General features: G+C 71.5%; 23 protein-coding genes. 11 read left to right on the top strand and 12 right to left on the bottom strand.

What is annotated here, in order from left to right:
• Positions 1-28: 28 nt before the first annotated feature.
• Both HD596_RS52300 and HD596_RS52295 read right to left on the bottom strand, forming a co-directional pair.
• Positions 29-289: a hypothetical protein gene (locus HD596_RS52300; protein WP_185076904.1), complete on the bottom strand. Its 261-nt coding sequence runs from the start codon at positions 287-289 to the stop codon at positions 29-31.
• Positions 286-1,092, bottom strand: coding sequence for a phytanoyl-CoA dioxygenase family protein (locus HD596_RS52295; protein ID WP_185076903.1), 807 nt, complete (start codon positions 1,090-1,092; stop codon positions 286-288). Before HD596_RS52295 ends, HD596_RS52300 begins: the two co-directional genes overlap by 4 nt.
• 91 nt (positions 1,093-1,183) lie before the next feature.
• Between HD596_RS52295 and HD596_RS65375 the strand changes: the two genes are divergently transcribed.
• Both HD596_RS65375 and HD596_RS52285 read left to right on the top strand, forming a co-directional pair.
• On the top strand, positions 1,184-1,960 hold the full coding sequence (locus HD596_RS65375) for a helix-turn-helix transcriptional regulator (RefSeq protein ID WP_185076902.1): 777 nt from the start codon (positions 1,184-1,186) through the stop codon (positions 1,958-1,960).
• A gap of 180 nt (positions 1,961-2,140) precedes the next feature.
• Complete coding sequence (locus tag HD596_RS52285) at positions 2,141-3,037, top strand: transglycosylase SLT domain-containing protein (RefSeq protein WP_185076901.1); 897 nt, start codon at positions 2,141-2,143, stop codon at positions 3,035-3,037.
• Between the two features lie 5 nt (positions 3,038-3,042).
• Here HD596_RS52285 and HD596_RS52280 read toward each other — a convergent pair whose 3' ends face one another.
• A complete protein-coding gene (locus tag HD596_RS52280; protein WP_185076900.1) occupies positions 3,043-4,797 on the bottom strand; it encodes a glycoside hydrolase family 15 protein in 1,755 nt (584 codons plus the stop codon).
• 80 nt (positions 4,798-4,877) lie between these two features.
• A complete protein-coding gene (gene yczE / locus HD596_RS52275; protein WP_185076899.1) occupies positions 4,878-5,483 on the bottom strand; it encodes a membrane protein YczE in 606 nt (201 codons plus the stop codon).
• 63 nt (positions 5,484-5,546) lie between these two features.
• Between yczE and yczR the strand changes: the two genes are divergently transcribed.
• On the top strand, positions 5,547-6,977 hold the full coding sequence (yczR, locus tag HD596_RS52270; RefSeq protein WP_185076898.1) for a MocR-like transcription factor YczR: 1,431 nt from the start codon (positions 5,547-5,549) through the stop codon (positions 6,975-6,977).
• Here yczR and HD596_RS52265 read toward each other — a convergent pair.
• From HD596_RS52265 to HD596_RS52250, 4 genes are all read right to left on the bottom strand, one after another.
• Positions 6,961-7,368 carry a type II toxin-antitoxin system VapC family toxin gene (locus HD596_RS52265; RefSeq protein WP_185076897.1) on the bottom strand — a complete coding sequence of 136 codons (408 nt, stop codon included), beginning with the start codon at positions 7,366-7,368 and terminating at the stop codon, positions 6,961-6,963. The two genes, yczR and HD596_RS52265, sit on opposite strands and share 17 nt — an antisense overlap.
• Complete coding sequence (locus tag HD596_RS52260; RefSeq protein ID WP_185076896.1) at positions 7,365-7,607, bottom strand: antitoxin; 243 nt, start codon at positions 7,605-7,607, stop codon at positions 7,365-7,367. The genes HD596_RS52265 and HD596_RS52260 overlap by 4 nt, the downstream gene beginning before the upstream one ends.
• Before the next feature lie 61 nt (positions 7,608-7,668).
• Positions 7,669-8,277 (bottom strand): trimeric intracellular cation channel family protein, encoded by a 609-nt coding sequence (locus HD596_RS52255; RefSeq protein ID WP_185076895.1) that lies wholly within the window; start codon positions 8,275-8,277, stop codon positions 7,669-7,671.
• A 10-nt stretch (positions 8,278-8,287) separates the two neighbouring features.
• On the bottom strand, positions 8,288-9,748 hold the full coding sequence (locus tag HD596_RS52250; RefSeq protein ID WP_185076894.1) for a peptide MFS transporter: 1,461 nt from the start codon (positions 9,746-9,748) through the stop codon (positions 8,288-8,290).
• A 140-nt stretch (positions 9,749-9,888) separates the two neighbouring features.
• Here HD596_RS52250 and HD596_RS52245 point away from each other — a divergent pair, with 140 nt between their 5' ends.
• From HD596_RS52245 to HD596_RS52235, 3 genes are all read left to right on the top strand, one after another.
• A complete protein-coding gene (locus HD596_RS52245; protein ID WP_185076893.1) occupies positions 9,889-11,730 on the top strand; it encodes an AMP-dependent synthetase/ligase in 1,842 nt (613 codons plus the stop codon).
• Between the two features lie 821 nt (positions 11,731-12,551).
• Complete coding sequence (locus HD596_RS52240) at positions 12,552-13,091, top strand: hypothetical protein (protein WP_185076892.1); 540 nt, start codon at positions 12,552-12,554, stop codon at positions 13,089-13,091.
• Positions 13,092-13,243: 152 nt separating this feature from the next.
• Positions 13,244-13,732: a hypothetical protein gene (locus HD596_RS52235; protein WP_185076891.1), complete on the top strand. Its 489-nt coding sequence runs from the start codon at positions 13,244-13,246 to the stop codon at positions 13,730-13,732.
• Positions 13,733-14,591: 859 nt separating this feature from the next.
• Here the strand turns inward: HD596_RS52235 and HD596_RS52230 are convergent.
• Positions 14,592-15,374 (bottom strand): NAD(P)-dependent oxidoreductase, encoded by a 783-nt coding sequence (locus tag HD596_RS52230; RefSeq protein ID WP_185076890.1) that lies wholly within the window; start codon positions 15,372-15,374, stop codon positions 14,592-14,594.
• Between the two features lie 105 nt (positions 15,375-15,479).
• Between HD596_RS52230 and HD596_RS52225 the strand changes: the two genes are divergently transcribed.
• The 3 genes from HD596_RS52225 (at position 15,480) to HD596_RS65370 (ending at position 18,245) form a co-directional block, all read left to right on the top strand.
• A complete protein-coding gene (locus tag HD596_RS52225) occupies positions 15,480-15,848 on the top strand; it encodes a winged helix-turn-helix transcriptional regulator (protein ID WP_221520004.1) in 369 nt (122 codons plus the stop codon).
• Positions 15,849-16,015: 167 nt separating this feature from the next.
• On the top strand, positions 16,016-17,005 hold the full coding sequence (gene moaA, locus HD596_RS52220; RefSeq protein WP_185076889.1) for a GTP 3',8-cyclase MoaA: 990 nt from the start codon (positions 16,016-16,018) through the stop codon (positions 17,003-17,005).
• Positions 17,006-17,081: 76 nt separating this feature from the next.
• Positions 17,082-18,245 carry an NTP transferase domain-containing protein gene (locus HD596_RS65370; RefSeq protein WP_313046846.1) on the top strand — a complete coding sequence of 388 codons (1,164 nt, stop codon included), beginning with the start codon at positions 17,082-17,084 and terminating at the stop codon, positions 18,243-18,245.
• Between the two features lie 303 nt (positions 18,246-18,548).
• On the opposite strand, the gene HD596_RS52205 is transcribed toward HD596_RS65370, so the two are convergent.
• A complete protein-coding gene (locus HD596_RS52205) occupies positions 18,549-18,863 on the bottom strand; it encodes a DUF3099 domain-containing protein (RefSeq protein ID WP_185076888.1) in 315 nt (104 codons plus the stop codon).
• A gap of 98 nt (positions 18,864-18,961) precedes the next feature.
• Here HD596_RS52205 and HD596_RS52200 point away from each other — a divergent pair, with 98 nt between their 5' ends.
• Entirely contained in the window at positions 18,962-19,174 is a 213-nt protein-coding gene (locus HD596_RS52200; protein WP_185076887.1) for a dodecin, read from the top strand.
• Between the two features lie 177 nt (positions 19,175-19,351).
• Positions 19,352-19,909 carry an arsenate reductase/protein-tyrosine-phosphatase family protein gene (locus tag HD596_RS52195; RefSeq protein ID WP_185076886.1) on the top strand — a complete coding sequence of 186 codons (558 nt, stop codon included), beginning with the start codon at positions 19,352-19,354 and terminating at the stop codon, positions 19,907-19,909.
• A gap of 42 nt (positions 19,910-19,951) precedes the next feature.
• Here the strand turns inward: HD596_RS52195 and HD596_RS52190 are convergent, their stop codons facing one another.
• Entirely contained in the window at positions 19,952-21,322 is a 1,371-nt protein-coding gene (locus HD596_RS52190) for a metallopeptidase TldD-related protein (protein ID WP_185076885.1), read from the bottom strand.
• A complete protein-coding gene (locus HD596_RS52185) occupies positions 21,319-22,815 on the bottom strand; it encodes a TldD/PmbA family protein (RefSeq protein WP_185076884.1) in 1,497 nt (498 codons plus the stop codon). Before HD596_RS52185 ends, HD596_RS52190 begins: the two co-directional genes overlap by 4 nt.
• Positions 22,816-22,820 lie beyond the last annotated feature (5 nt).

Here is a 22,820-nt window from a genome sequence, read left to right as displayed (position 1 = left end):
ATCACACGATAAGGCCGTACGTCCGGGTTTACGAAATCTTCTCGAAGAAGAATTCGTGCTTCATGAACGACGTGTCATATTCGTGCCCGGGATACGGCGGGATGAGCTGAGACGCCTGGAACAGCCGCCACCCGTCGCGCAACGCCTCCACCCCCGTCTCGTACGGCGGCTCGTCCCCGTCACCGGCCGTCGGTTCGGTGCGCCCGGTGCCGTCGTAGCGCGACCAGCCCACCACCGGGGCGTCGAGCGCGGAGGTGGCCAGGTAGAGAACGAGCACCTGCTGCTTCATGCGACCCTCCCGGGGCGGTTGTTCACGCGAGTCGTCCAGTATTCGATGTCGAACGACGGATCGTTGATCAGGGCCCGCCACATCCGCACCCGGTTGTGGACCTCCAACCGCCCGGTCGCCTGCTCGTACCAGGGGAAGCGCCGGCCCAGCTCGGCCGCGACGGCGGGATCGTCCAGGTCGGAGGTGTCCCAGAGCCGCACCTGCGGCACGGTCGGGTTGAAACGGATCTTGAACATGTACCTGCGGACGTCGCTGTCGTTGCGCCGCCCGCCGTGCCAGATGCCGTGGTGGAGCAGCATCACGGTCCCGGCGGGGCAGGTGAGCCGGGTCTGGCCGCGCAGGTTCTGGTAGCGGCCGGTGTCGCTCTCGTTGATCCGGCGCAGGTGGCTGCCCGGCACCACGAGGGTGCCGCCCATGTCGGCCGTCACCTCGCGCGGGTAGTACATGAGCTGCACGTCGAAGGCGTCCATGCGGGTGTCGATGATGGCGTCGGCGTGCAACGGCTGGGCGTGGCCGTTGTGCGGCTCGCGTACGTGCACGGCATGGTGGTCGACGGTCGGGTCGGGACCGACGAGCGAGTGCAGCGCGCCCGCGACGGCGGGCAGCTCGATCAGCCGGCGGGCGAACGATCCCTCGGGGTAGGCCTTGGCGACCGGAGTGCCGTACGGCGAGCGCGGGATGCCCGCCTCCAGCACGTCGATCGCCTGGTCGTTGAGCTCGTCCGGGACGACCCCGTCGAGCCGCAGATAGCCGGCGGCCACGAATCCGGCGACCTGCGCGGAGGTCAGCAAAGTGGTTCGCATGCCTCGAAACTAGAACCGGACACCAGCCCTGTCGTGGGATGTAATCATCAACTACTGGTCCATTTTCCCCCGCTGCGATAGAACAGCTCCCGTGCGGCAGGTGACGATCGCGCTCTCCGACCCGCCGGCGGTGGCCGGCGCGGGGGTGGGCGTGCACGGCGTGGTCAGGGACCACGACGTGTTCCGGCTGCCCGACCTGTGGCAGCTCCACCTGTACGGGTACGCCGCCGAGCTGGTGGTCGACGGGGTGGTACACGCGATCAAACCCGGCCACCTCAGCCTGATCCCGCCGGGCGCCGAGGTCCACTACCACTACCGGGGCAGGTCGGAGCACCTGTACGCGCACTTCAGGCTGCCCGGCGGCGACGAACGGCGGGTCGTGCCCGTCATGCGGGACGCGGGGGACCAGGCGCCGCTCATCGCCGCCTCCCTGCGGCAGGCCATCGCGGCGGTCCCCGACACCAGGGCCAGGGCGTCGGCCGAGGTCTGGACGGTGCTCTGGCGGATCGCGAACCTGCCCGTCGCCGGCAGCGCGCACGCCGTCGTGGCGGCCGCGATGGAGTACATCGACGCGGACCTGGCCGCGCCGCTGACCGTGCCCGGCATCGCCCGCGCCGCCGGGGTGTCGCACAACCACCTCACCCGGCTGTTCCGCGCCCAGACGGGGCACACGGTGGTCGCGTACATCCGCCGCAGGAGGCTGTCGCGCGCGCTGCACCTGCTGCGCGAGTCGACGCTGGCGATCCCCGCGATCGCGGCGGCGGTGGGCATCCCGGACCTGCAGGCGTTCAACAAGGTCTGCCGACGCGAGCTGGGCGCCTCACCCCGGGCCCTGCGCGCGAGCGGCCCCGACCAGCGGCGCGGGTAGCCGCCACCTGCGGGGGAGCGGCCCCGATCAGCGGCGCGGCGGGGGCGCGCGGGCGAGCCCGCACGGCGCGTGTCCGGGCCCGCCTGGCGCCGGCGGCGGGCCGCAGCCGGTAGGTTGGCCGACCATGGAGGAACGCCACGATCATCACCGCCGCCCCGCCCCGCCCGCGCCCTGGCCGCGATGGCGCTCGCCGCCCTCCTCGGCACGGCCGCCTGCGGCGACCCGGCCCCGGCGGCCTCGGCGGCCGGCCGGCAACCCGCGCCGAGCCCGTCCGTGCCCACCCCGCAGAAGTCCACCCCGCAGCAGTCCACCCCGCAGGCGGGCGAGACGCTGCCCGCGCCCGACCAGAAGATCCCCGGCGACCCCGCCCGGCTGGCCGCCGCGCTCAAGGGGACCAGCGCCGCGCTCAACGCCGCGATCGACGCCTGGCCGAAGACCGGCAAGCCGCCCAGGGACGTCGAGCTCCTGGCCCTTCACCAGCAGCGCGTCTACCGCTACACCGCCCGCCACCCCGAGGTCGCCGCCCGGGCCTTCGCCCGCCTGCCGTCCGGGCTGGCCGCCCAGGCCAAGGACAACACGGCCGCCATCCGCGAGCTGCTCTCCCTGGCCCACCCGGTCAAGCCCTCGGCCACGTTCAAGGTCCAGCCCGCCCCGCCCGCCGCCGAGCTGCTCGGCCACTTCAAGAAGGCCGAACGCAGGTTCGGGGTGGAGTGGGAGGTGCTGGCGGCGGTGATGTTCGCGGAGACCAAGTTCGGCCGGGTGAAGTCGGACAGCCACGTCGGCGCCCAGGGTCCCATGCAGTTCATGCCCGGCACCTGGAAGGCGTACGGCATGGGCGGCGACGTGCAGGACCCGCGCGACGCCGTCATGGGCGCCGCCAACTACCTGCGCGCCTCGGGCGCGCCCCGCGACTACCGGCGGGCGCTGTACGCGTACAACCATTCCCGGGCGTACGTGAACGCCATCCTCCTGCACGCCCGCCAGATGAAGCGCGACCCGAGGAACTACTACGCCTACTACAACTGGCAGGTGTTCGTGATCACCACGGCCGGCGAGCGCCGCCTCACCGGCCCGTAGGCCCGCTACGAGAGGGCGCGGGCGGCGTGGATCAGGGGGACGTGGCTGAAGGCCTGCGGGAAGTTGCCGACCAGCCGGTTGTAGCGGGGGTCGTACTCCTCGGCCAGCAGCCCCACGTCGTTGCGCAGGGTCAGCAGCCGCTCGAACAGCGTCTTCGCCTCCTCCTTGCGGCCCTGCATCGCCATCACCTCCACCAGCCAGAAGCTGCACGCGAGGAAGGCGCCCTCCCCGCCGGGCAGGCCGTCCACGTCGTTGTCCTCGGCCATCGGGTAGCGCAGCACGAACCCGTCCGACAGGAGCTCCTTCTCGATGGCCGCCACCGTCCCCAGCATCCGGGGGTCGTCGGCCGGCAGGAAGCCGACGATGGGCATCAGCAGCAGCGCCGCGTCCAGCTCCGACGACCCGTACGACTGCGTGAAGGTGTTGCGCCGCGCGTCGTAGCCCTTCGAGCAGATCTCGGCGTGGATGACGTCGCGCAGCGTGCGCCACTTGTCGACCGGGCCGGTGCGCCCGAACCGCTCCACGTACTTGACCGCCCGGTCCAGCGCCGCCCAGCACATCACCTTCGAGTGCACGAAGTGCCGCCGGGGCCCGCGCACCTCCCACAGGCCCTCGTCGGGCTCGTCCCAGTGGTCCTCCACGTAGTCGAGGAGCTCGCGCTGGATGGTCCACGCCCGGTCGTCGGGTGACAGGCCGCGCGTGCGCGAGACGAACAGGCAGTTCATCACCTCGCCGTACACGTCGAGCTGGAGCTGCTTGACCGCCTCGTTCCCGATGCGGACGGGCCGGGAGTCCTCGTAGCCGTCGAGCCAGTCGAGGCGCAGCTCGGGCAGCCGGCGCTCGCCCGCGACGCCGTACATGATCTGCAGGTCCTGGGGCCGGCCCGCGATGGCCCGCAGCAGCCACGCGCGCCAGTCGGCGGCCTCCTCCAGGTAACCGGAGCTGATCAGCGCGTCGAGCGTCATCGTCGCGTCGCGCAGCCAGCAGAAGCGGTAGTCCCAGTTGCGCACCCCGCCCACGTCCTCGGGGAGCGACGTGGTGGGCGCCGCCACGATGCCGCCGGTGGGGGCGTAGGTGAGGCCCTTGAGCGTGATCAGCGACCGGACCACGGCATCCCGGTACGGGCCCTGGTAGGTGCACCGCGCGACCCACTCCGCCCACATGGCCTCGCTCTCGCGCAGCTGGGTCTCGGCCTCGATCTGCGCCGGCATCGGCTCATGAGAGGGGTGCCAGGTGAAGACGAACGGCAGCCGCTCGCCCTCCTTGATCGTGAACGTGGCCCGGTGCGCGTAGTCGCCGCCCTTCAGCGGCACGGGGGAGTGCAGCCACACCGAGTCGGGCCCGCCGATGGCCTGCAGGTGGCCGTCGCTCTGGCGCACCCACGGCACGATCCGGCCGTAGTCGAAGCGCACCCGCAGCTGCGTGGACATCTCCACGCTCCCGGAGACGCCCTCCACGATGCGCACGACGTCGGGGTTGCGGTCGCGCGGGGGCATGAAGTCGATCACCCGGACGGTGCCCGTCGGGGTGTCCCACTCGCTCTCCAGGATGAGCGTCTCGGGCCGGTAGCGCCGGCGGGTGGCGGGTCTGCGGCCCGTGGGGCCGAGCCACCAGTGCCCGTTGCGCTCGCTGCCGAGCAGCGACGCGAAACAGGACGGCGAGTCGAACCTTGGCAGGCACAGCCAGTCGATCGAACCGTCGCGGCCCACCAGAGCCGCCGACTGCATGTCCCCGATGAGGGCGTAGTCCTCGATCCGCATGCCTAGACGCTACTCGGATGAGGGGTGATCCCGTGAGCGGGTCCGATCATGTCGCGTCATGCCCGGCCCCGGTCACGGGATCACGTCAGGGGGAACCAGCGGGTGAACAGCTGGGTCAACGGCCCGATGGCCAGCGCGAACACCAGCGTTCCCACGCCCACGGTGCCGCCGAGCAGCCAGCCGGCGGCCAGGACCGTGATCTCGATGAGGAACCGGCCCAGCCGCACCGACAGGCCGAGCCGCATCAGCCCGGTCATGATGCCGTCGCGGGGGCCCGGCCCCATCCCGGCGCCGATGTAGAGCACGGTGGCCAGGGCGATGGCGACGACGCCGAGCACCACGTACAGGGCCTGCAGGACCAGGTGCGACGGGGTGGGCAGCAGGAAGATCGCGCCGTCGGCGAACAGGCCCAGGAAGACGACGTTGCTGACCGTGCCCAGTCCGGGCTTCTGCTTCAGCGGGATCCACAGCAGCAGCACCAGGGCGCCGATGCCGATGATGACGGTCCCGATGGACAGGCCGCTGCGCAGGGCCAGGCCCTGGTGGAACACGTCCCACGGGTCGTTGCCCAGCCCGGACTCGACCTGGAGGCCGATGCCGGTGCCGTAGAGGGCGAGCCCGCCGTACAGCCTGACGAGGCGCGCGGGAAGGGACGAACTGAGCCGGGGGACGGTCGCTTCACTCATAGTGGCCACAGATTGGCATCCAGCCGGCTTGCCAAAACAGAGCCAATCACGAAAAGTGGCCTTATGAGGTATCTGTCGGCGACCCAGGTGGCGCGGCTCATCAAGATCGACCCGGCGGCGCGGCCGTACTACCGCGCGCTCGCCGACGGCGTGCGCGCCCTCATCATGGACGGCCAGATCCCGGTACGCGTCCGCATGCCCGCCGAACGCCACCTGGCCGAGACCCTCAAGGTCAGCCGCACCACCGTGACCTCGGCCTACGACCTGCTGCGCGAACGCGGCTACCTGGAGAGCCGCCAGGGCTCCGGCAGCTGGACCGCCCTGCCCGACCCCGCCACCACGGCCGACAACCCGTGGCTCAGCACCGACGGCGACGGCCTCGTGCAGCTCCAGTGTGCCGCCCCGCCCGCGCCGTCGGCCCTGCGGCAGGCGATGCTGGAGGCGGTGGACGACCTGCCCAGGTACGGCATGGGCAACGGCTACGACCCCATCGGCCTGCCCGTGCTCAGGGAGCGCATCGCCGCCCACTACACCGCCAGGGGCCTGGCCACCCGGCCCGAGCAGATCCTCGTCACGACCGGCTCCCAGCACGCCATCCAGCTCGTGCTCGGCCTGCTCGTCGGCGCGGGGGACCCGGTGCTCGTGGAGTCGCCGACGTACCCGCACGCCATCGACGTGGCCCGGCAGCGCGGCGCCAGGATCGTCCCGGTCGGCATCTCGCACGAGGGCTGGCAGGCCGACCTGCTGACGGGCGCCATGCGCCAGTCGGGGGCGCGGCTGGCGTACCTCATGCCCGACTTCCAGAACCCGACCGGCGCCCTCATGGACGACGCCACCCGCGCCGCCGTCGTGGGCGCGGCCCGGCGTACGGACACGATGCTGGTGGTGGACGAGACCTGGTCGGAGCTGGCGCTGGACGAGGTGCCCAGGACGTCCCCGGCGGCGGCGTTCGACACCGACAGCCGGGTGATCAGCATCGGCTCGGCCTCCAAGCTGTGGTGGGGCGGGCTGCGCATCGGCTGGGTCCGCACCACCGCCGCGCTGGCCCGGCGGCTGGCCATGTTCCGGTCGGCCGTGGACATCGCCAGCCCGGTGCTGGAACAGCTCGTGGTGGCGCGGCTGTTCGACCGGCTGGAGGAGACGCGCGCCGAGCGCCGCCGCACCTTGCGCGCCTCACGCGACGCGCTGGTGTCGGGGCTGCGCGAGCACCTGCCCGAGTGGACGTTCACGGTGCCGCGCGGGGGCGGCACCCTCTGGGTGCGCCTGAACGGCCCGGGCGCCACGCCGCTCGCGGAGGCGGCCGTCCACCACGGCGTACGCCTCGCGCCCGGCCCCTGGTTCGGCCTGGAGGGCACGCTGGAGAGCTACCTCCGCCTGCCCTACACCCAGCCGCCCCAGGTCCTGACCGAAGCGCTCACCCGCATCCGCGCCGCCCGCGACCACGGCCCCACCGGCCCCCACCGCCCGTCGGACGCGCTCATCGCGATGGTGTGAGGGGGTAGACCTCGACCTCCGCCCGATGTCCGCATGCGGAGCGCAACTTGGCGTCCGTGGTGACCAGCGCGCATCCGAGGGCTTCGGCCAGAGCGATGTACGCGGCGTCGTACACGGTCAAGTTATTGCGCAACGCCCAGATCCGATCGGCGAGCTTCTCGACCGGATAGCGGATGAGGGGAAGATCGGAGAAGTCCATGCGCGCTTCGTCAGCCCGGTCGATGGGGAGCTTGCCGCTGATCACGAGCCCGCGCAGAGCGCTCAGGAATTCGACGTCGAGCAGGGTGGGAGCGTGCAGCGACCCCGCTTTCTGGAGCGTGCGCACCAGGTCGGCATCGGGCCGCTCGGCCTGAAGGGCGTGGACGCAGGCCGAGGCGTCGACCACGATCATGCGCCGCGGGCCTTGTGGATCGCCGCGAGGATGTCGTCGTTGGTCGGACCGTTCTCCCGCGGCCGCTGAAGCGCTCGCTCGATGACCTCGGCGGTCGTGGGGCGGGTGATGAGTCGCAGCTGGCGACGCAGATAGTCGGCGACCGTGAGGCCTTCCGCCTCCGCCTGAACGCGGAGCGCCTCGTACGTCTCGTCCGGGACGTCATCAATGCGTATCGTCTTCGCCACGCTCTGTGTCACCTCCCTCACGCTAGTCGCTTCCAGCGTGCGATGTCGTCTGCTTTCCCGCAATTCGAGCACCTCATTCGCCGGAGCCCCGGGCCAAGGGGGCGCGCCATTTGAAGCGCATCGCCATGATCCGCAGCCCGAACGCCAGCATCGCCGCCGCCAGCGTGGCCGGCCAGCCGTGCAGCCCGTACGCCGACAGCGCCGCCATCACCCCCGACCCCAGCAGCGCGGGCACCGCGTACAGCTGGCGGTCGTACAGCAAGGTCGGGATCTCCCCGGCCAGCACGTCGCGCAGCATGCCCCCGCCGATGCCCGTCACCACCCCCAGCAGCGCCGCGTGCAGCGGGGCGAGGCCGTACTCCAGGGCCTTCTCCGTCCCCACCGCGCAGAACAGCCCGAGCCCCGCCGCGTCCAGCACCAGGATGAGCGGCATCACCCGCGCCACGTGCGGATGCCAGAAGAACACGATCACCGTCGCGGCCACCGGCACCAGCACGTAGCCGAGGCTCTGGAAGGCGGTGGGCCGGACGTTGAGGATCAGGTCGCGTACGACGCCGCCGCCCAGGGCGGTCATCTCGGCGAGCACCACCATCCCGACCACGTCGAGCCGTTTGCGCACGCCCATGAGCGCGCCCGTCAACGCGAAGACGAAGATGCCGACAAGGTCGAGAATTTCAGACACGTCGGAATATTTACCTTATGACCGGTTCGTGGTGTTCAGCCATCATCACCCGCAACCTCCGCGCGAACATGAACAGCGCGATCCCGGCCACGATCGCCATCGCCGCCAGCACCAGGTAGTACATCGGATCCGACAGCACCCGGCCGAGCCGCCCCGTCTGCCCGCCGACCGCGTCGCCCACCGACAGCGAGATGAACCAGACCCCGAGCATCTGCCCCTTGAACGCCTCCGGCGCCAGCTTCGTCGTCACCGACAGCCCGACCGGGCTCAACGACAGCTCCCCGAACACCTGGATGAGGTAGACGAGCACCAGCCACCACACCGACACCCTGCCCGGCCCCGCCAGCGCCGCCGCGACGGCCATGACCACGAAGCTCAACCCTATGACGATCAGCGCGAACGCGAACTTCTGCGGCGTGCTCACCCGCGTCCCGAGCCGCACCCACAACGCCGCGAAGACCGGCACGAAGATCATGATGAACAGCGGGTTGAAGGACTGCGTCGTGGCCGGCTGGATCGGCAGGCCGAACAGAGACAGCTCGGTGTGGTCCCTGGCGAAGAACAGCAGCTTGCTCGGCGCCAGGTCGTAGATCATCCAGAAGACGGCCGCGGCCACGAACAGCCAGACGTACGCCTTCATGCGGATCCGCTCGTCCTCAGTCAGGTCGTGGCTGCCGAGCAGGATGTAGGCGAAATACGCCACCGGCACGACGAGGATGACCACGGTGACCGCCACGGTGAGCCGGTCGACCGTGAGCGTGCCGGTCGCCGCCCACGCGCCCAGCGCGATCGCCGTCGCCGCCGCCGTGCTCCCGGTCACCCACCAGAACAGGCGATGTTGCACGTGGACCGGCCGCTCGCCGATGCCCCGCAGGTGACGGCCGCCCCGGAGGTACTGGGCCAGGCCGAACGCCATCCCGACGGCCGCCGCGCCGAACCCCAGGTGCCACCGGTCGCCGTCGGCCAGCCAGCCGACCACGATGGGAGCGAAGAACGCGCCCAGGTTGATGCTCATGTAGAACAGGGAGAACCCGGCGTCCCTGCGCGCGTCGTCCCCCTCAGGGTAGAGCCGGCCGACCATGACGGACATGTTCGGCTTGAGCAGGCCGGTGCCGACGATGATCAGCAGCAGGCCCAGCCACACGAAGAACGGCGACGACACCGGCACGGCCATGCTGATGTGCCCCAGCATGATGACGAACCCGCCCCAGAACACCGACCTGCGCGCCCCCAGGATCCGGTCCGCGATCCACCCCCCGGGTAGCGCCACCAGGTAGATGAGCGCGCCGTAGACGCCCACGACCGCCTGCGCCGTCTCCTGCGACAGGCCCAGGCCGTGCTGCGCCGGCGACGCGGCCAGGAACGTGGCGAGGATCGCCCGCAGCCCGTACCAGCTGAACCGCTCCCACATCTCGGTGCCGAACAGCGTGGCCAGCCCCCAGGGATGCCCGAAGAACGTCCTGCCGCTCATGTGCCGCCCCCTCTGCGCACCCAACCGATTACTCTACGTGAAGGATGCGGATCTCTCCCCCCGAGCTCTTGCCGCTACCCCCGGGGTGTGGTGCGATGCAGGCCACTCGCGCAAGTGAACACTGACCGGAGGCGCGCGCCATGGCCGAAGTCCTCGAAGTCCGGGCCGAGATCGAGCGGCAGATCGCCGGCCGTACCGTCTGCGAACAGCTCAGGCTCGCCGCCGAGCAGCATCCCGACGCCCCCGCCTACTCCGACCCCGACGGGGACGGCTGGACCACGCTGACGTACGCGCAGGCGCGGCAGCGGGTCCTGGAGATCGCCGCCGGGTTCGCCGCGCTCGGGCTGGAACCCGGGGAGTCGGTGGCGGTGATGATGGTCAACCGCAGCGAGCACGTGCTCGCCGACCTGGGCGCCGTGCACGCCGGCGGAGTCGGCTGCACGGTGTACTCGACGTTCGCGCCCGACCAGATCGCGTTCGTGGCCGGCGACGTGGCCGCCCGGTACGCGGTGCTGGGCGGCCCGGCCGAGCTGGCCCGCTGGCAGCCCGTCCTGTCCCGCCTGGACGGGCTCCGCAAGATCATCATGCTCGAAGGGGCGCCCGCGGACGAGCGGTTCATGTCGTGGGAGGACTTCCTGGAGCTGGGCCGTACGCGCCTGGCCGCGGACCCGGCCCAGATCGAGGCCCGCATGAGCGCGGTCACCCCCGACGACAGGGTCACCGTCCTCTACACCTCGGGCACCACCGGCATGCCCAAGGGCGTCCCCCTCACCCACACGAACGTCTTCTACGAGGTCGCCGCCACCGACCGCATCACGAACCTGCCCCTGCGGGGCACGCAGATCTCCTACCTCACGTACGCGCACATCGCCGAGCGCATCCTCAGCCTCTACCTGCCCCTGGTCAAGGTCTCCCACGTGCACTTCTGCACCGACCTGGCCAACCTGGGCAAGACGCTCGGGCAGGTCAGGCCGATGATGTTCTTCGGGGTGCCGCGCGTGTGGGAGAAGATGATGGCCCGCCTGCTCGCCGTGCTCGCCACCCAGCCGGAGGAGCAGCAGGCCGCCGTACGCCAGGCGATGCGGGCGGGCGCCGAGTACGTGGAGGCCGGCCAGTACGGGCGCACGATCACCCCCGAGATCCGGGCGGCCTACGAGCAGGCGGACGCGTCCCTGCTGTCGGTCATCCGCGGCATGATCGGCTTCGACCGCGCCGAGTGGACCGCCACGGGCGCCGCGCCGCTGCCCGCCGAGGTGCAGCACTTCTACGCCGGGCTCGGGCTCAAGGTCATCGACGTGTACGGCATGACGGAGACGACCGGGGCGTTCACCGGCAACAGCCCCTCCTGCTACCGCCTGGGCACCGTCGGCAGGGCCGAGCCCGGCGTCGAGATCCGCATCGCCGAGGACGGCGAGATCCTCACCCGCAGCCCGCTCAACACCCGCGGCTACGTCAACCGGCCCGAGGCCACGGCCGAGCTCATCGACGACGGCGGCTGGCTGCACACCGGCGACATCGGCACGGTCGACGAGGACGGCTTCTACCGGGTGGTCGACCGGAAGAAGGAGCTGATCATCACGGCGGGCGGCGAGAACATCTCCCCGGCCGAGATCGAGAACCACCTCAAGGAGCACATGCTCATCGGCCAGGCCCTCGCCTACGGCGACAACCGCCCGCACCCGGTGGCCCTGCTGACGCTCGACGGGGAGGTCGCTCCGGGGTGGGCGCAGGCGCGCGGCATCGCGTTCGCCTCGCTGGCGGAGCTGGCCGAGCATCCGGAGGTGGTCAAGGAGGTGGAGACGGCGGTCGAGGCCGCGAACGCCAAGCTGGCCAGGGTGCAGCAGGTGAAGAAGTGGGCGCTGCTGGGGAGCGAGTGGACGGCCGAGACCGAGGAGCTCACCCCAAGTCTCAAGCTGAAGCGGCGGATCATCCACGCGAAATACGCCGACATCATCGAGGGCCTCTACAGCGGGCCACGCTAGCCGCGCTTCCGGCGGCCGGCTTTCGTCGGCCGCTGTCGGCGGGGCGCTGTCGATGGGCGCTGTCGGCGGGCCGCTGTCGGCGGGGCTTCCTGGCTGCTCCGGCTGATCACAGTTTTGCCATTCGTGGCGTGTGTCGAGGTCCTGGCCATTACCGGGCGGTTCCTACCGTCTCGATCATGACCAGAAGCCTTCTTCTCGTCTCGCTCGCGGCCGGGCCGCTCACCGTGCCCGCCCCCCCGGTCGCGACCGAGCCCGCCATCCGCGCGATCACCGTCCGTCCGGCCGAACCCGTCGTGGGGGCGAACGACTCCGTACGCCTGGTGGTCGACGTCGTCGCCAAAGGCGCGCGCGGCAAGGACGGCATCACCGTCAAAATCGAACCCGGCGCCCCGCCCGGCCCCGTACTGACCGACAAGCTAACGATCCCAGCCCCGGCCCCGGCTCCGGCGCCCGCCCCCGACACCGGCTCGGTCGGCCCCGGCTCCTCCCCCACCAGCGGCTCCACCGGCACCCGCCCCGCACCGGTCACAGCGCCCCGCCCCGCACCGGTCACGGCGCCCCGACCTGCACCGGTGGCCCGGCCGGCACCGATCACCCGCCCCGCACCGATTGTCCGCCCGGCACCGGTTGCCCGCCCAGCGCCCCCGAACCATCCCCGACCGGGCGCCCAGCCCGCGGCGCCGGCACCCGCTCCCATTCAGGCACCCGCACCCGCTCAGGTACTCGCACCCGGACCCGCTCAGGCACCAGCACCCGGAACCGCTCAGGCACCTTCCCTTTCACTCGGCTCACTCGGCCAGAAAGCAGGGCAACCACCACAGATGGCCGAGGACGGTCTGGAGGAAAGCCCGCCGCAGCTGACCTGGCGCACCACGGGACCGGGATCCGGCCCGCCGGCCCGCATGGCGAACGGCTGGGAGACCTGGCGCTTCCTGCCCGACAAGCAGCTGAACCGCTACTACCCGACCGGCACCTGGACGATCGCCGCCACCGCCAGGGGAGCGGGCGGGACTACGGTCACCGAGTACGCGTCGTTCCAGTTCAGGCGGGACACGAAGCTCTCGTCGGTGCGGGCCGACAAGCTGGAGGGCTCCGACCTCGTACGCCTGCGCGGCTCGCTCAGGCGGGTGGACCCGCGCGGCTACACCGACTACGGCCCGTTCGCCAGGCAGCGGCTGGAGATCCTGTGGCGCGGCGACGAGTCCGCGACCTGGGAGCGAATCGGGCAGACGATGACGGACGCCTCCGGGACCTTCGAGGCGACGGTCACGGGCCGCTCGGGCGGCCTCTGGCGCGTCCGCTATCCCGGAACAGGACACTACGCGCCAGACGCGTCCAAGCCCCGACAAATTACGCAATAGCCGAAAATATGCCTATAGCACGGCCTTAAACCGCCGTTGCCGAATTGTGATCGGCTTTACTCCAACTTTTCCTTACCCTTACGCGTCATTGGCTTTGACGTGGCCCCGTCTTGGGGCCGCGTTCGAGACGGGGAAGGAATCCGATTTTGAAGATGCGACGTCTAGCCGCCGGCCTGGCGGCTGCCGCCCTGGGCGCGACGATGGTGGCGACCGCCGCCTCGCCCGCCCTCGCGGACCCGGATCCGGGCCTGGACCCGGATGTCGCGGGCTACACGAGCCTGCAGTTCGACGCGAACCCCGAGCCCGCATGGCGGGGCCGGCCCATCACGCTCGAGGGCAAGCTCTCCGTGCAGTGCGACGAGGACTACATCAACGGCTTCGTCTCGGTGCACCACGCCGACTACTGCAAGGACTCGGAGCGCTGGCACCGCCTGGCCGCGAAGCGGATCGTGATCCTCTTCCAGCCTGACGGCAGCGGCCGCTGGGAGTACGTGGAGACCGTCAGGACCAGCGGCAAGGGCTACTTCTCGACGCGGGTCCCGGCCCGCACGTCGGGTACGTGGCGCGCGGTCTTCGAGGGCTCCCGCTGGCTCTCCCCGGCGGAGGGCAAGGACTGGGTCAAGGTCGTCGGCCGCCGCTGACCCACCCCGAAACGCCCGGCCCCTCCCGGCCGGGCGTTTCCCATTCCCATCCTTTCCCAACACCGCTCCCCCCGCCCCACCTCGCTCCACCCCAAGCCCTCACACCCCGGCCGCGCCCCCCACCCCGACCACCCGCGTAACCCGCCCCGAGCAGCACGGCCCGGCGCAGGCCGCTCGGTGCAGCCCCGCTTAGGTCGCCCCGCGCAGATCGCCCCCGCCTCGCGCAGCCCGGCACGTGCGTCGCGCCCCGTGCAGCCCGGCCTCCTCCAGCCCGGCCCTGCAGGCCGCTCCCGCGCAGGCCGCTCCCGCGCAGGCCGCTTCGCCCAGGCTGCCTGCGTAGGGCGGCCGTGTGCGCCGCGCCCCGTGCAGCACGAGCCTCCGGCACGGCCGTGCCCAGGCCGCCCTTCGCAGCCCGCCTCGCCAAGGCCGCCCCCGCGGGGCCCGGCCCGCGTAGGTCGGCTCGCGGTGCCCGCCGCCGCCTCGCGCAGCCCGGCACGTGCGCCGCGCCCCGTGCACCGCGGCCCCCTCCAGCACGGCCCTGCCCAGGCCCCCTCGCAGCCCGCCCTCCAGGTCGTCCCTGCGTAGGTCGCCCCCGCGCAGGCCGCCCCCGCGCAGATCGCCCCCGGCCGCTCGCAGCCCGGCCCCATGCGCCCGCGCTCGTGCAGCATCCGCTTGGCGCGCCTACGCCCAGCGCGCCGTACGCCCGAGAGCTTGCCCCACGCGCCACGCGGCTCACGGCCCCAGGGCGTTCCATCGCTTGTGCTTCCCCAGAACGCCCTACCACCCTGCGCGCTCCCCGGCGCGTTACGAAGGCGGTGGCGCGGTGAAGACGTTCCGGGAGCACGGCAACCGGCGGCGCCTAATACGACACGGCAACCTGGACGCGGTGGTGCCGGGGCCGCTCGACCTCGTCCACCACCGCCACCCCGAGATCCGCGAACGAGAACACGGGCTCCAACGCCGGCACCTCTCCACCCCCGATCCGATAACGCCCGGTCCGGGACGCCGACTCATCGAGGAGCACAGGCGGCGGCGCGAGCACCACCCAGTCCAGCCTCGACTTCTCGAACACCTCCAACTCCGCCGCATGCCCCAGCGAGAACGCCCGCGCCTCCGCCGGGAAGTCCGGCGTGTCCACGAGCCGAACCCCGGGCGAGACCTCCAGCAGGGTCCCGATCCCGACCGCCACCAGCCGGGACACCCCGGCCTGCCCCAGCCCGCCGACCAGCGCCCGGGCCGCCGCCGTGTAGAACTCCTCCGACGACACGTCCAGCCGAGCCGCCACCTGAACGGCCGCGTCATGCCCCGCCGCGACCTCCGCCACGCTGGCAAGGTCGGTGACATCCCCGGCCACCACCCGCACCCCCGCCCCGGAGGACCCCGCCCCGGAGGATCCCGCCCCGGAGGATCCCGCCCCGGAGGATCCCGCCCCGGAGGATCCCGCCCCGGAGGGCTCCGTCCCGGACGATCCCGTCCCGGACGATCCCGCCCCAGAGGAACCCGTCCCGGGAGAACCCCACACCCCCGCGTACTTCCCGGGATCCCGAACGACGGCCGTCACCTCGTGCCCCCGCCCGACCGCCTCCGCGACCACCCGCACCCCGGCCCGCCCACCGGCGCCGAACACCACGATCTTGCTCACCCTCACCACACCCCTTCTGCCTGGGCCGGTCTCCCCGGCCACTCAGCGGAGACGGTAAAGGGCGAGATATCGCTTTCCGCAACGATAGTTACCTACGATGTCGGCATGGCCGAGCCACTCGATCCGGACATGTTCACCGGATGCCCTCCGGTAGTCGCGCCGATCCGCATCGGCGACAAGTGGACCGCGAAGCTCATCCGTTGCCTGGAATCGGGCCCGCGCCGTTTCAAGGAACTCGAGGTCACGCTGCGCGGCATCACCCCGAAGGTCCTCACCGAGTCCCTGCGTGCCATGGAGCGCGACGGCTTCCTCACCCGCACCGCGTACGAGGAGATCCCGCCGCGCGTCGAGTACGAGCTGACCGACCTCGGCCGCAGCCTCATCGAACCCATGAACGCGGGCTGCGAGTGGGCGAGAAACCACCTGGCCGAACTGATGCACGCCCGCGAGGCCTGGTACGAGGCGGCGGGCTGAACACCCCTGACGCCGACCGCGTGCGGCGTTTCACGTACCTCTGGCCTGTTCGTGTGGAATCGATCTAGGGCGCAAAGTGTTGTCGTGTGGTGAACGAGTGGTTTTGAGCGCCGCCCGACAGGCGTCGTAGTCTGGCCCTCTGGCGAACGAACAGGAGGTGACGCCCCATGTTGCGAGACTCGTTCGGACGGGTGGCGACGGATCTGCGGGTGTCCCTCACGGACAAGTGCAACCTGCGCTGTACGTACTGCATGCCTCCCGAAGGCCTCGACTGGCTCCCCAACGCGCAGCTCCTCACCGCCGACGAGATCGTCCGCCTCGTGACCATAGGCGTCGAACGCCTGGGCATCACCGAGGTCCGCTACACCGGCGGCGAACCCCTCATCAGGCGCGAGCTGGTCGACATCGTCGCCCGTACCGCCGCCCTGACCCCCAGGCCGCAGATCTCGCTGACCACCAACGGCATCGGGCTGGCCCGGCTGGCCGAGCCGCTGGCCGCCGCCGGGCTCGACCGGGTCAACGTCTCGCTCGACACGCTCGACCCCGACACGTTCAAGCGGCTGGCCTACAGGGACAGGCACGCGGACGTGATCGCCGGCCTGGCCGCCGCCGACGAGGCGGGCCTGCGTCCCGTCAAGGTCAACGCGGTCCTCATGCGCGACCTGAACGACCACGAGGCCGTACCGCTGCTGCGGTGGTGCCTCGACCAGGGCTACGAGCTGCGCTTCATCGAGCAGATGCCCCTCGACGCCCAGCACGGCTGGACCCGCGAGGGCATGGTCACCGCCGACGAGATCCTCGACCGGTTGTCGAGCGCGTTCGACCTCACGGTGGACGACATCGAGGAGCGCGGCAGCGCACCGGCCGAGCGGTTCCTCGTGGACGGGGGGCCCGCCCGGGTCGGGGTGATCGGGTCGGTGACGCGCCCGTTCTGCGGGTCCTGCGACCGGGTCCGGCTCACCGCCGACGGCCAGGTACGCAACTGCCTCTTCGCGACGGAGGAGTCCGACCTGAAGACGCGCATGCGCGCGGGGGCCTCCGACGAGGAACTGGCCGAACGCTGGGTCGCCGCCGTGGCACGCAAGCGCGCCGGCCACGGCATCGACGACCCGTCCTTCCTCCAGCCGGCCCGGCCGATGTCCGCCATCGGCGGCTGACGACGTGGCGTCCTCGGCCGAGCGCCCGGGTCAGGTGGCTTTCCACGTGGCGCCCTCGGCCGAGCGTCCGGGTCGGGTGGCTTTCGACGCGGTGATCCTGGCCGGGGGAGAGGCCCGCCGGCTCGGCGGGGCGGACAAACCCGGTCTCACCGTGGGCGGCAGGTCCCTGGTCGAGCACGTGGTGGCGGCGGTCGCGGACGCCCGTACGACGATCGTCGTCGGCCCCGAGCGGCCGATCCCCGCAGTGGTGTTCGTCCGCGAGGACCCGCCGAGAAGCGGCCCCGTCCCGGCTCTGGCGGCAGGACTGAACGAGGTCACCGCCCCGTGGGTGGTCCTGCTCGCGGGCGACCTGCCGTTCATCACCGCCCGCCACGTCACGTCCCTCCTGAACGCCGCCACAACGCAGCCACCCGGCACCACCGCCGGCACCGTGCGCTCGACGTCCGGTGAGACGGCGCGCCCGGCGTCCGGTGGCGTCCCGGGCCCGACACCCGGCAACGTCGTGGAGCCGTCATCCGGGAACGCGACGCGGGCAACGTCCGAGAGCGCCACAGAGCCGTCGACGCCCAGCCAAGCGTCGCGGCCGATGCCTCAGGACGTCGCGCGCCCAATGCCTCAGGACGTCGCGCGCCCGATGCCTCAGGACGTCGCGCGCTCGATGTCTCAGGACGCCACGCCGCCGCCGATGCCTCGTGATGGCGCAGGGGCGGCGTCGGGAGGCGCCGTGCTGCCCACGTCCGGAGATGCCCGAGAACCGGGCCCCGAGGAGGGCCCGGTCGGTGGGGTGGTGATGGTGGATGACGGCGGGCGGGAGCAGTGGCTGGCCGGGGTGTGGCCGACGGCTCGGCTCAGGCGGGCCCTGGCCGCCTACCCGGGCCGCTCGCTCAAGGGCCTGCTCGGCCCCCTCACGGCCGTGCGGCTGGCGTTGCCGGGAAGGCCGTGGTTCGACTGCGACACAATGGACGACCTGGAGGAGGCTCGTATGAACGTGCTCAACGAATGGACTGCCCTGGCCTGCAAGGAGCTGGGCATCGACCCGGCCACCGTGGACCGCGACCTGATCCTCGACCTCACCAAGGAGGTCGCCCACGGCGTGGCCAGACCGGCCGCGCCCCTGACGGCGTACCTGCTCGGTCTCGCTCAGGGCGCCGGGACCGCCCCCGACGACGCGGTGGCGAAACTGATCACATTGGCGAAGAACTGGGGACAGGCCACAACCGAGACGCTGACAGACCGCTGAGACTCGAACGAACTCTTGAAGTCAAGCCGCCCTCCCGCCTGAAGATTTCCTGTGAATAACGAGGCGGGAGGGAGTGCAAACGGTTTCGGGAAAGCGGCCCTATCCGACTGCGGCCGGCGTCGCCGACTGATCAAAAAGTTCCGGGAAAGGGCGACGCCGGGTGGTTACGGGGGCAAACCACCCGGCGTCGCGTCATCGGCGTTCCGACGGGGGCCCGGAACGCCGGCACCAGCACTCCGACGGGGGACCGGAGCGCTTGCCTAAAGCGTACACCTACAACCCGTGGGATGCGTCAAGACTTAGTCACGACCCGATCTCGCGTCGATGCAGCGGTATCTCGGTTTGGTTAGCTTCAGGGGTGTCAAAGGTAGGCGGAGGGGCAGCCTTCCCTCTCTCATTGGCCCCGATTACGGCTATGTATGGCAAAAAGACTGCCGCGCCGATGAACAGCAGCCGGTACGGCCACGGCACCGGCACCACGACCGCCAGGATCAGGCAGATCGTCCGGATGCCCATCTTGATGAGGTAGCCGATCTCGCGCTTGCGGATGTCGTCCGTCAGCGACGGCTTGGCGTCCGTGACCTGATGGACGTCTGGTCTCCTGCGCGACCCCTTCATATCTTCCACCGTAGACCTGGAACAGGCCGGGGGCGACAGCGCCCCGGCGCGGGAACAGGGGTCATGCGATCATGGCCTTTGAGTAAGGAGGAGCGGAGATGACGGATCGAACGTACCGGGTGACCGAGATCGTCGGAACGTCGGGGGAGAGCGTCGACGAGGCCATCCGCAACGGCATCAGGCGGGCCTCGCAGACGCTGCGTCACCTCGACTGGTTCGAGGTGACGGAGATCCGCGGATATCTCGACGCGGGAGAGGTCGCGCACTTCCAGGTCGGCATGAAGGTGGGCTTCCGCCTCGAAGACGCCTGACCTCGGGGACGCCTGACCCCCGGGGGACGCCCGACCTCGGGGACGCCTCGCGGGCCGCGTACGGCTCTCTGACGGCCGCAGGCGGCCGCGCGGGCCCCGGGGAGGCGGGAGCCGGCCGGCGGATCGGAGAGCCGTCCCCCCGCCCCTCGCCCGGGGCGGGAGGTTAGATTGGCCGGTGTGAGTGTTGAGTTCCGGATCCTGCTGGTGTGCACGGCGAACATCTGCCGTTCCGCCATGGCGCAGGTGATCGCCGAGGCGATGCTCAACTCCGCGCACCTGCCCGTGGCGACGGGGAGCGCGGGGGTTCGCGCGCTGGTCGGCCGGCCGATGGCCCCCCACGCGATCACGGCCCTCGACCGGCTGGGCCTGGACGGCCGGGCGCACCGTGCCCGGATGCTCGACCTCGACCTGGTCAGGTCGGCCGATCTGCTGCTGACGATGGAGGCCGGGCACCGGGCCGTGGCCGTCGGGATCGCCCCTGAGGCGGAGCGCAGGACGTTCACGCTGCCGGAGTTCGCCGAGCTGGCGGCCGGGGCGGGGCACCGCCGCTACCGCTCGGACACGGCCGAGCGGGCGCGGGCGATCGTCGAGTCGGCCGCCGAACGGCGCGACGCGCGGCGGGCGCCCGAGGTGTACGACCCGTACGGGGGCCCGTACGAAGGCTACGAGACGTGCACCAAGACCCTCGGCGAGGCGCTCAGCCACGCCCTCGGCGCCCTCCTGGGCCCCCGCTGACCAAGGGGGCCGCGCCCGGGACGGGCGCGGCCGCCGGGAGGGTCAGCTGGCCTGGCTGACCGTGGACATGTTGAAGTCCGGCACCCGCACCGCCGGCATGATCGCGCGCTGGAAGTAGTCGCTCCACTCCCGGGGCAGCGTGCGCCCGCCGGCACCCACCTCCGTCAACCGCCCGAGCAGGTCGACCGGGCTCTCGTTGAAGCGGAAGTTGTTCACCTCGCCCACGACCTCCCCGTGCTCGACCAGGTAGACCCCGTCCCGGGTCAGCCCGGTCACCAGCAGCGTCTGCGGGTCGACCTCGCGGATGTACCACAGGCAGGTGACGAGGAGCCCGTGCTCCGTGGAGGCGATCATCTCCTCCATGGACCGGCCGCCTTCGGGGCCCGACATGATCAGGTTGCCGATCCCGGGCGTCACCGGCAGGCCGCTCAGCTCCGCCGAGTAGCGGGTCTGCTGCAGCGCCTCCAGGGTCCCGTCCTTGACCCAGTCGGTCGCCCCCAGCGGGAGCCCGTTGTCGAAGACCGAGCTCTCCCGGCTGGAGGCGTGCGCCGTGACGAACGGCGCGCACGCGATGCCCGGCGCCGACGGGTCGCTCGACAGCGTGACGGGCAGCGTGCCCAGCCGCTCGCCCACCCGCGTGCCGCCGCCGGGCTTGGAGAACACCGAGCGGCCGTCGAGCGCGTCCCTGGCCCCCGCCGACCAGAACAGGTAGATCATCAGGTCGGCCACCGCGCTCGGCGGCAGCAGCGTCTCGTAGCGCCCGGCCGGCAGGTCGACCCGGGTCTTGGCCCACTCCAGCCGCTGCGCCAGCGAGGAGTCGAGCGCCGCGACGTCCACGTCCGTGAAGTCCTCGGTGGACACGCCCGTCCACGCCGAACGCTTCAGGTCGGCCGACTTGGCGTTGAGCTCCAGGCGCCCGGTCGGCTGGTCGTGGCGCAGCCGCAGGCCCGCCGACGTGCCGAGGAACGTCGAGGTCAGCGAGTGCTCCGCGAACCCGTACAGCTTCCTGCCACCCGCCTCGGCCGCCGCGAACGCGTCGCCGAGCGCGGGCGCGAACCCCTCGAACACCCCGATGTCGGTCGGCTCGACGGCGGATCCCCAGTGCGGCGACTCCGGCACGCCCTCGACGAGGGCGCGGGCGTCCTCGGCGGGCTGGGCCTCCCGCGCGGCCGCGTCGGCCGCCGCCACCACGTCCGCGAGCTGATCGTCGCGTACGGCGGCCCGCGACACGACCCCGACGCCCTGCCCCGCGATCGAGATCACGGTCAGCCGGGCGGAGCGGGCGACGCCGTTGGTGGTGAGCGTGTTGCCCGCGAACCGCAGGTTGGCCGTGGACTCCTCGTCCACCAGCACCACGCAGTCGTCGTTCGCCGAGAGCTCCAGGGCCTTCTCGACCATCTCCTGCGGCGTCATGCCTTGCCACCCTCCTGAACGGTGTTGAGGATCCGCACGCCCCTGAACAGCGCCGACGGGCAGCCGTGGCTGACCGGCGCGACCTGGCCCGGCTGGCCCTTGCCGCAGTTGAAGGCGCCCCCGAGCACGTAAGTCTGCGGCCCGCCGACGGCCTCCATCGACTGCCAGAAGTCCGTCGTGGTCGCCTGGTAGGCGAAGTCCCTGACCTGCCCGGCCAGCTTCCCGTGGGAGATCCGGTACGCCCGCTGCCCGGTGAACTGGAAGTTGTAGCGCTGCATGTCGATCGACCAGCTCTTGTCGCCGACGATGTAGATGCCCCGCTCGACGCCCGAGATCAGCTCGTCGGTGGAGGGGCCGTCCGGCGCGGGCGCCAGCGACACGTTGGCCATGCGCTGGATCGGCATGTGCCCCGGCGAGTCGGCGAACGCGCACCCGTTGGACCGCCCGAGCCCCTTCATCAGGGCCATCCGCCGGTCGAGCTGGTAGCCGACCAGGATGCCGTCCTTGACGATGTCGAAGCTCTGCCCCTGCACGCCCTCGTCGTCGTAGCCGATCGTGGACAGGCCGTGCGTGACCGTGCGGTCGCCGGTCACGTTCATCAGCGGCGAGCCGTAGACCAGCTCGCCCAGCTGGTCGAACGTGGCGAAGCTGGTGCCCGCGTACGCCGCCTCGTAGCCGAGCGCCCGGTCCAGCTCGGTCGCGTGGCCGATCGACTCGTGGATCGTCAGCCACAGGTTGGACGGGTCGATGACCAGGTCGTAGTCGCCCGCCTCGACGGAGGGCGCCGCGAGCTTCTCGGCCAGCAGCTCGGGCAGCCTGGCCAGCTCGCCCTGCCAGTCCCAGCCCGTGCCCGTCAGGTATTCGTAGCCGCGCCCGACCGGCGGCGCGAGCGTCGACATGTCGTCGAAGCCGCCCTCGTGCGCCTTCATGGCGTTGAGCTTCGGGTGCACCCGCACCCGCTGCTGCGTGGTGACCGTGCCGGCCGTGTCGGCGTAGAACTTCTGCTCCTTGACCTGCAGCAGCCGCGCCGACACGTGGTCGGCGCCCTTCAGCAGGCCGGCCGACCAGTCGGCCAGCAGGCTCACCTTGTCGGCCGAGGGGACCTCGAACGGGTCGACGTCGTACGCCGACACCCACACGGCCTCGGCGTGCACCGGCTCGGGTGCCAGCTCGATGGGCTCGCGGTTGATTGGGGCGCTCACCTCCGCCACCCGCACCGCCTGCTCGGCCACGGCCGCGGCGGCCTGCGGCGTCAGGTGGATGCCCGCCGCGAAGCCCCACGTGCCGCCCTTGACGACACGCACGGCGTAGCCCAGGTCGTCGGCGTCCATGGCGCCTTCGAGCCGGGCGTCATAGAGACTGAGCGTCTCGGCTCTGACGCGTTCGAGCCGGAAGTCGGCGTGCTCGGCGCCGAGCTCGCGGGCGCGTTGCAGGGCGGCGTCCGCCAGCTGCCGCAGCGGCAGCTCCAGGAAGTCGGGATCGATCTGGCGCATGTCCA

It is taken from the genome of Nonomuraea jabiensis (assembly GCF_014204795.1).
Taxonomy (GTDB): Bacteria; Actinomycetota; Actinomycetes; order Streptosporangiales; family Streptosporangiaceae; genus Nonomuraea; species Nonomuraea jabiensis.
This window is presented reverse-complemented; position numbering and strand designations above follow the sequence as displayed.